The organism is Streptomyces sp. NPDC033136 (assembly GCF_055578235.1).
In genome coordinates, this window is record NZ_JBVIPD010000049.1 from 1 (window position 1) to 7,452 (window position 7,452).

The 7,452-nt window shown below is 66.4% G+C and carries 7 protein-coding genes and 5 pseudogenes; 1 reads left to right on the forward strand and 11 read right to left on the reverse strand.

Annotated features, from left to right (window positions below; translation table 11 throughout):
* Positions 1-148: 148 nt before the first annotated feature.
* From ACZ5TL_RS39210 to ACZ5TL_RS39235, 6 genes and pseudogenes are all read right to left on the reverse strand, one after another.
* Positions 149-1,086: pseudogene (locus tag ACZ5TL_RS39210) on the reverse strand (IS630 family transposase); the annotation flags it as partial.
* Positions 1,087-1,308: 222 nt separating this feature from the next.
* The gene (locus ACZ5TL_RS39215; RefSeq protein WP_468595559.1) at positions 1,309-1,635 is read right to left on the reverse strand and encodes a hypothetical protein; all 327 of its coding nucleotides are present in this window, start codon (positions 1,633-1,635) and stop codon (positions 1,309-1,311) included.
* A 22-nt stretch (positions 1,636-1,657) separates the two neighbouring features.
* Positions 1,658-2,185, reverse strand: a complete 528-nt coding sequence (locus ACZ5TL_RS39220; RefSeq protein ID WP_468595560.1) for a hypothetical protein — start codon at positions 2,183-2,185, stop codon at positions 1,658-1,660.
* A 388-nt stretch (positions 2,186-2,573) separates the two neighbouring features.
* The gene (locus ACZ5TL_RS39225) at positions 2,574-2,789 is read right to left on the reverse strand and encodes a DUF6207 family protein (RefSeq protein ID WP_468595561.1); all 216 of its coding nucleotides are present in this window, start codon (positions 2,787-2,789) and stop codon (positions 2,574-2,576) included.
* A pseudogene (locus ACZ5TL_RS39230) lies at positions 2,686-2,907 on the reverse strand (hypothetical protein); the annotation flags it as partial. The pseudogene ACZ5TL_RS39230 and the gene ACZ5TL_RS39225, both read right to left, overlap by 104 nt.
* A pseudogene (locus ACZ5TL_RS39235) lies at positions 2,846-3,106 on the reverse strand (hypothetical protein); the annotation flags it as partial. The pseudogenes ACZ5TL_RS39235 and ACZ5TL_RS39230, both read right to left, overlap by 62 nt.
* Positions 3,107-3,379: 273 nt before the next feature.
* Here ACZ5TL_RS39235 and ACZ5TL_RS39240 point away from each other — a divergent pair.
* Positions 3,380-3,679 carry a helix-turn-helix domain-containing protein gene (locus ACZ5TL_RS39240; RefSeq protein ID WP_468595565.1) on the forward strand — a complete coding sequence of 100 codons (300 nt, stop codon included), beginning with the start codon at positions 3,380-3,382 and terminating at the stop codon, positions 3,677-3,679.
* A gap of 4 nt (positions 3,680-3,683) precedes the next feature.
* On the opposite strand, the pseudogene ACZ5TL_RS39245 reads toward ACZ5TL_RS39240, so the two are convergent.
* The 5 genes and pseudogenes from ACZ5TL_RS39245 to ACZ5TL_RS39265 form a co-directional block, all read right to left on the reverse strand.
* Positions 3,684-4,213, reverse strand: a pseudogene (locus ACZ5TL_RS39245) (transposase); the annotation flags it as partial.
* A gap of 73 nt (positions 4,214-4,286) precedes the next feature.
* Entirely contained in the window at positions 4,287-4,784 is a 498-nt protein-coding gene (locus tag ACZ5TL_RS39250; RefSeq protein ID WP_468595562.1) for an excalibur calcium-binding domain-containing protein, read from the reverse strand.
* Between the two features lie 273 nt (positions 4,785-5,057).
* Positions 5,058-5,795, reverse strand: a complete 738-nt coding sequence (locus ACZ5TL_RS39255; protein WP_468595563.1) for an NIPSNAP family protein — start codon at positions 5,793-5,795, stop codon at positions 5,058-5,060.
* 83 nt (positions 5,796-5,878) lie between these two features.
* Positions 5,879-6,307: an Rrf2 family transcriptional regulator gene (locus ACZ5TL_RS39260; RefSeq protein ID WP_468595564.1), complete on the reverse strand. Its 429-nt coding sequence runs from the start codon at positions 6,305-6,307 to the stop codon at positions 5,879-5,881.
* Positions 6,308-6,408: 101 nt separating this feature from the next.
* Positions 6,409-7,299 (reverse strand): annotated as a pseudogene (locus ACZ5TL_RS39265) (IS256 family transposase); the annotation flags it as partial.
* Positions 7,300-7,452: the final 153 nt, after the last annotated feature.

Consider the following 7,452-nt stretch of genomic DNA (forward strand, 5'->3'; position numbering starts at 1 on the left):
CTTGACCTGCCTGGTCAGACGAGCGGTACGCCGCTGGTATCGCTCCAGCACCCCGGGCACCTGCTCGCGGAAGGTGTGGCGGCAGCCTCGCGTGGAAGAACCGGCGGGTCTCGGCAGCGAGCTGGGCCTGGTCGCGGGCCCGGCTGTGCATCGGCAGGCTCCGTTTGAGGTCGGCGTTGACCAGCTCGTCGGGGTTCAGCTCCGGCGAGTACGACGGCAGGAAGTGCAGCTCGATCCGGTCCGGGTGATCGGCCAGCCAGGTGCGGACCTTGCGGGAGCGGTGCGCGGAGTGGCCGTCCACGACGAGGTGCACCTTGCGGTCGAAGTGGCCCGCGAGCCGGTCCAGGAAGCGGCACATCACCTCGGCGTCGAAGGTCTCGGTGAACACCATGAAGTGCATCCGACCCTTCGTGCTGATCGCGGACATCGCGTTCACCGAAACCGGTTGCCCGAGCGGCGCACGATCGGGGTGCACCCCTTGGCGCCCCAGGTGCGGCCGGTGACCTGGTCAGAGCGGATGCCGACCTGGTCGGCGAAGAGCACCTCGCCGCCCTCGGCCTTCGCCTTCACGCGGATCGCCGGCCAGATCTCCTCCCGCCAGACGCGCACCGCCTCCGGATTCTGCTCGACTGCCCGCTTGTCCGGGCGCTGGAACGACAGCCCCCACCGGCGCAGGTACTTGCCCACCCCCTGCTCGGTCAGCCGCACCCGGCACAGCTTCGCGATCAGATCCCCCACACCAGCACGCGTCCACAGCTGCCCCGCCAGCCCCAGGTCACAGGGCAAGTGATCCAGCACGGCCTGCCGGACCGCCTGCTGCTCAACCGCGTCGAGAACCTGATGTTCACCGACCCGGCGCCCACGCGGCTGGGCCACAAGCGCCTCACGTCCGCCGGCCAGCCACTTCGCCCACCAGTTGTCCACCGCCTTGAGCGAGACCTGGAACACCGCCGCGACATCCTCACGAGTCCGGCCCGCAACCACCGCGGCCACCGCCCGCAACCGAAGGGCCTCCTGCGCCGACGGTGACAACTGCCGTGCATCCCCCACCAGTTCACTCACACAGCGATCAACGATCCGGAACACCTACCGTTTCGGATCAATACAACACCAAGCGCGCCACAGCGCGGTCGGCGGGAAACCGCCCGTTGAGTTCGAACGGATCATCCAGGAAGCGCGAGCCCGGACCGATCAGGAAGGCCGGGCCGCATAACCAACGTCTCTACAAAAACTGGGGATTGACACCCTCCGAGTTCCGGCCATGAGGAGGGGGCGGACCGCGCTCCGTGCGCGTTCCGCCCCCTCGGGTCAGGTGATGGCACGTCCCGCCAGAAACAGCCAGGCCAGTGCGACGCAGGCCAGGGCCAAAACCTCGTCGGGTTGCCTGAATGCCGCGCGGACCGAGTCACGTGCGCGGAACCAGGAGAACTTCAGCTGATCGGTGAGGCTCATGGGCGACCCGATGAGTTCGGCGCTCATATAGAGCCCGAGTGGGCTCAAGACGGTTGCGGCCAGCATCAACGGGGTGACCTTAGGCGATATCACACCCACTATCAGGAACACGGCGGCTGTGACAACCCATATCCTGCAACGGGTCCGCCGGGACAGGGCGAAGGGGTCGCGTGCCTCAGTCACGGCTGCAATCACCTCCTGCAGATCAGACGCGGTTCCCGGGTGCAGCCATGGGCGGCGTTCCGAAGAATTGCATGATCGTGTTGATGACAGCCTGCATCTCGCTGGGATCACGCGCGAGCTTCGTCGTCTTGAGGTACGCCCTGAGAGCGCCGACACCATTCTTCGAGGCGGCGATGGCGCCTCGGATGAGCGTAGGACCGTAGCGAGCCGCGAGGGCTGCTACGGCCAGCGGCCATGCCTGCTCCGCGGCGGGCGCGAGGGTGCCGTTGCCCGGCACGCGCGACTTGGACACGAGAGTGAGGGCACGGGCCTGGGAGTCTTCGCCTGAGAACGCGTACCCGATCTGCGCCGGGGTGGCGTTCTTGTCGCGGCTGCTCAGTACAGTCAGGACGTCTTGGGGAGTCCGGTCATCGGCAGGAAGAGCGAAGGTGGCAGCTGCGGGGGGCTGCGGACGCTCGGCGGCCTGGGCCGGGGTAAGGGCGCCTAAGCCGAGGGCGGCAGCGGTTCCGAGGGCGATGGATGCGGTTCTGATGCGCAGAGCACGGTTCACGTTCAGTTCCTTTGAGCGTCGAGACGCGCAGGGAGCGGGGGCGGGAGCGTCGCCCCGGCCTCAAGGTTCCAGAGCAGTTCCTGCCTTGCTCCTGGCGCGTTGCGCGGTCACCGGGAGATCGTGCTTGATCGCCCGGAGTGATCAAGCGCAACGTTATCTACCCGGCGCCGGACTTCCAAGGTTAGGTAAAGTGATCAAGTGCACGTTGCAGGATGCGAGTTGCAGTAAACCTTGACGCCCGTATACGCGTCCCGCTGCCCCGTCGGCAGCCACACCTCGGCTACCCAATCCAGAACAGCACGTGCGGGGCATAGTTCGGGGTGGGCCGGACTGCTGGGATCGAATCGCTGGACAGTCCGGCTCCCCACGAGCCCAGGCTCCGGGACTGTCAATGGCCGACCCCCTGGCGCACGTCCAAGAAGCAGCGCAACCGTACGCCGGGCTCGCCGGGGGCCCGGGTCGTCCGGGTCCGCCGGAGCCGTGGCCCACCGCCCGGCGAGTGCCTCCTGGATGGCGAACGCGGTCTGGTCGTCGGCGGCTGCCGATGCACAGCCGGGCCCGCGACCAGGCCCAACTTGCCGCCGAGACCCGCCGGTTCTTCCACAGGCGTCAACGTCAGCCACGCATCGTCCGCGGCTACTTCGGCGGCCCGCACGTCCGCTACATCCTCGAATAGAACCCTTTGAGTTTCGGATCAATATAAGCCCCTCCCGGGCCGACACCGGGCTGATCGACGGGACGGTCCAGCCGTCGTCTATGAAAGCCTTCGATTTCGGCGATTACGACCTCGAAGTCCTCGAGCAAGTCGAACGCCCGGTAGACGGAGGCGAATCGCAGATAAGCGACGAGGTCGAGCTCCTGCAACGGGCCGAGTATGGCCAGCCCCACGTCACGGGTGGTCAGCTCGGCGCTACCGGTGGCCAGCAGCGGCTACTACCAGCGCGGCAAGGTGACGCGGACTTGCGTCAGGACGACGTCGCTCATGCATGTCGCGGTGCACCGGGACGTACAGGCCCCGTCGTGCCATTGCTCACTCAAAAACACCCGCGTAGCCGACGTTGGCCGGTGCCGTCCCGAAGATGCCAGAACCAGCGGGCAGGGGCGGGCGGGTGTGGGAAACCTGAGAGCACGGGCGCAGGAAGCCGGCTGTCTGCGGGGCACTGGAGGCAGGACATGGGAGAGATCACTCAGGGGATGGAGCGTGCGCTGCGCACCCGCCCCGTTCCCTCGAGCACCGAGGCGCGCCTGCGGTTTCTGCTGGAGGCACACCGAGGCTCCACCCGAAAGGTCGCCGCCGTATTGGGGGTGTCGCAGCGCACTGTGCAGCGGTGGGTGACGAAGCAGCCCGGAGCACGACGCGCGCCAGGTCCGCTGCAGGTCCGGGCGATCGAGGAAGCGGTCCTGAGCCGGTGGCAGCCCCGGATACAGGCCCGTCGGCGCGCCCAGGCCGAAGCGGAGGGAATCTCGCCGGCCTTCACCTGCGCGCCTCGATGATCTGCCCGCCTCTGGAGCGTCCGATGAGGGCGGCCCTCAGCCGGAGTTTGTGCCGTCGCCGGATGCGTCGTCGTTCTTCCCGCTCGGGGTTGCTTTCGGCCCCCTGCCCAGTTTGTTCGTCGCAGTCGCCCCCTTTGACCTGGCCTTCTCCGACTCGGCGGCGGCTTTCTCAAGGGCGGTCAGCACCTCCTCCTCCAGGTGCATGCCGGCCGCGTCATGGTGGGCCCGGGCGGTGGTGGAGTCGATGCTGACCAGAGACAGGTCCACCTCGCCCCGCTTCGCGGCTTCCGCGATCAGGCCCTCCATCAGAGCTTCGAAGACTCCGGCGTCACGCCATTGCCGGAAGCGGTTGTGGACGGTCGACCAGGCGCCGAACTCTGTCGGCATCTCCCGCCACTGCCCGCCCGTTTTGAACCGCCAGATCACGCCCTCGAACTGCTGCCGCAGCCGCTCGGGGTACGGGCCGTACTCGCCGATCGGCAGGTACGGCTCGATGAACTCCCATTCCATATCCGTCAGTTGCACGCGAGTCACCCAAGAAGGTCTACCTGCCCAGACCCCGCCGTGCAGGCAAAACTCGAAGATTGATCACGACCCAATACGCTCCCTAGCCACGGTTCGAGTCATAGCCCCACCGAGCCCGGCCGTCCTTGCCCATGAAGCATTTGGCGGGACGTCCATCCTCGGCAATGCCGAGAGCGCCAACGGGCGAGCATGCGTACCCGAACTGGACATCCGTCTGGCCGCCAGAGCCGCTCCCGCCGTTTGCCTCGCTGCTGTCGGAGTCGTCGCCGCTGTCTGCAGGGGGCTGTGCAGTGACGGTCACCTTCACCGTCTTCGTCGCGGTGACCGTAGGCGCGGGCTTCGCCTTCGCAGTTACGGTCACGATGACGGTCGGACCAGGGCTCGCCGCTGCGGGTTTCGCATCGTCGGTCCGCGTGTCGTCGTCACTGGCTCCGGCGACGATGCCAAGGACGATGCCGAAGTAGATACCGAGGGCGAACGCGATGCCGAGCGCGGGCAGTACGTACCTCTTGCGCGCCCATCCTGCGGCCAGACGTGGCGGCTGTTGCGGCCTGGGCGGCCACATGTACGGATTGGTCATCTCGTCCCCCTCCGCGCGGCTCTGGAGGAGATGACGGTACTGCGGGAGAGATGATGTGTTCACTATCAGAGGGAGCTGTGATCTTCCTGTGATGGTCTACCGCAATCACTAGGTTCCTGGGACTCGGTACTCCGCTCTGAACTGCAAGAACCGCCGTGAACCCCAGACAACGACGACGGGCATGCGTACATGAGCAATTGTCAATAGTTGTGGATCGGTTTTACTCCTGGTGATGGTGACGAGATCGCGTTCTACCCGCTGGCTCTCTCGGAACTACCGCAGTATTGACCGCTCGGTGGGTGCCAGCCGTAGCCGTTGTGGGGTCCTGGCCCACCGTTCCGAAAGAGTCGGCAGCACCTCCTCTCGCCAGCGTTCTGAATGCTGCAAGCGATTCAGGTGATCGTCGATGTGGCCTTCGTCGGTGAAACGTGCGAACCATACGAAGACCTCCTCGTTCATCCGCACCGGCAGCGCCGGGAAGGTGTTCGGGGCGTGTTCGGACTGTAGGTACGCCAGTGGCTCGCCGCCGGTCTCGGCCAGTATGGGTTGCACGCGCCGCTCGAAGAACTCGACGAACGCAGTGTCGAACGGGCCGTGGCCGTACCAGATCGTGGCGAGGACGAGCGACGGTGGCAATGCCGCCGGCTCGCCGGGGGTTGGCCGGGCGCCAACCGGCACTGGGAACCCGCCCCGTGCCGAGGCTGGCCGCAGCATCAGTACGTCATCGGAGTCGATCATCGTCGCGTTCGCCTTGTCGCGGTGCGCCTGCCAGACCGGACCCCCGTAGAAGCTCTCCAGTGCTTCGGCGCGGCGTGGCATGTCTTCGAAGCCGCGGAGCCAGACGAACCGGTCGGGGTCGTTCAGGTCGCGGAATTGCCCCAGGACGGTCATGCCCACCTCCTCTTGGGGCCCGACGAACTCCCGGTCGAACAGATCGATCAGTACGTCTCGCTGTCCTGAGTACAGCGTGTACTGCCGCAGTTCGACGACTGGACACCGTAGGGCTTTCACCAGCCTTACTCCTCGTTCAGCTGCTGGAACAATATTTGTTACAACAAGCGAAGTGACAGCTGTCCGACCATCGGATCCAGCGGCTAGTTCACCAGCGTCTCGCGAAGTACATCGGCGATCGACGTGTCCGCCAGCTCCCGTCGCATGGCCTGCTCGACCCGACCGTAGATTTCGCCCAGGGCGGGCCGGATGCCTCGGCCGACCGGACACTCCAGGTTGGGCTCGGTGTGGTGCAGGCCGAACGGTGGCTCCGCATGGACGGCGTCATGCACCTCAAGCAGGGTGATCTCCTCCGGCTCACGGGCGAGACTCCAGCCTGCACCGGCGCCGTGGCGCACCTCCACCAGGCCGGCCCGCCGCAGGTCACCGAGGCTGCGCCGGATGATCACGGGATTGGTGTTGACGCTGGCCGCGACCTGGTCCGAAGTGAGAACCTCCTGGCCGCGGCGCTGCGCCAACGCCAACCATGTCAGCGCATGCGTCGCGATGGTCAATCGACTATTCGCCGCCACCACTTCCTCCTTGCTGCAACAGCTTCTATTACAGCCATACCTATGGTCAAGCACTTTGGGCGATTGATGTGACGCGGTACGGCCCGCCTGGGTGGGCTGGCTTATGCTGAAGCCTTTGCGTCGGCGCGCTCGACGAGGTGACCGTTCTTGAAGCGGGCGCCGTTGCGGACGAGAGCGACAAGGTGGGGTGCGGTGATCGCGCGCCAGCGGGCCTGGGCGGACTCGACGAGCTTGAACACCATCGCCAGGGCCGCGGCCGGGCTTCCGGCCCCGCGGGTGACCTTGGTCCTCAACTTCACGGTGCTGAAAGTGCTCTCGATGGGATTTGTCGTGCGCAGGTGCACCCAGTGCTCGGCGGGGAAGTCGTAGAACGCGAGGAGCTCGTCGGCCTCGTCGGTGATCTTCTTGGTCGCTTTCGGCCACTTCGCTGCGTAGGCGCGTTCGAAGTCCTTGATCGCCTTCTCGGCGTGGTCGCGGTCCTCGGCGTTGTAGATCTCCTGCAGGGCCTTCTTCGCGCCGGGCTGAGCCGACTTCGGTAGCGCGTTCATGACATTGCGGACCTTGTGAACCCAGCACCTCTGGTGCCTGGCCTGCGGAAACACCTCTGCGAGGGCCCTCCACAGGCCCATCGCGCCGTCGCCGACCACGAGTTCGGGATCTCTCATGCCGCGTCGGCGGCAGTCACGCAGCAGATCCGCCCACGACTCGGTCGATTCACGCAGCCCCTCAGCCAGCGCGATGAGTTCCTTGCGGCCGTCGGGGCGCACGCCCATGAGGACCAGGACGCAAGAATGGGCCTGGCCGAGGCGGACCTTGGGGTGGACACCGTCGGCCCACACGTAGACGTAGTCGGAATCCGACAGGTCACGGGCCTGGAAGGCGGTGTGGTCGTCGGTCCACTGCTTCGTCAGCCGGGTCACCGTCGCCGGCGAGAGGCCGGCCGAGGAGCCCAGGAACTGCTCCATCGCGGGCACGAAATCCCCGGAGGACAGGACCCCGTTGCTGATCTCTCAAATCCCCCCCACGTGTCGGGTGCGGGTGCGGGAGGGTGGAGAGGTCCCGGAATTGACGCGGCGGGTGGCTCGTGCGGCCTTCCCGAAGGGATCGTTGGCGATCCGGTTGCGCGACAACCTGGGGCAGGTCTT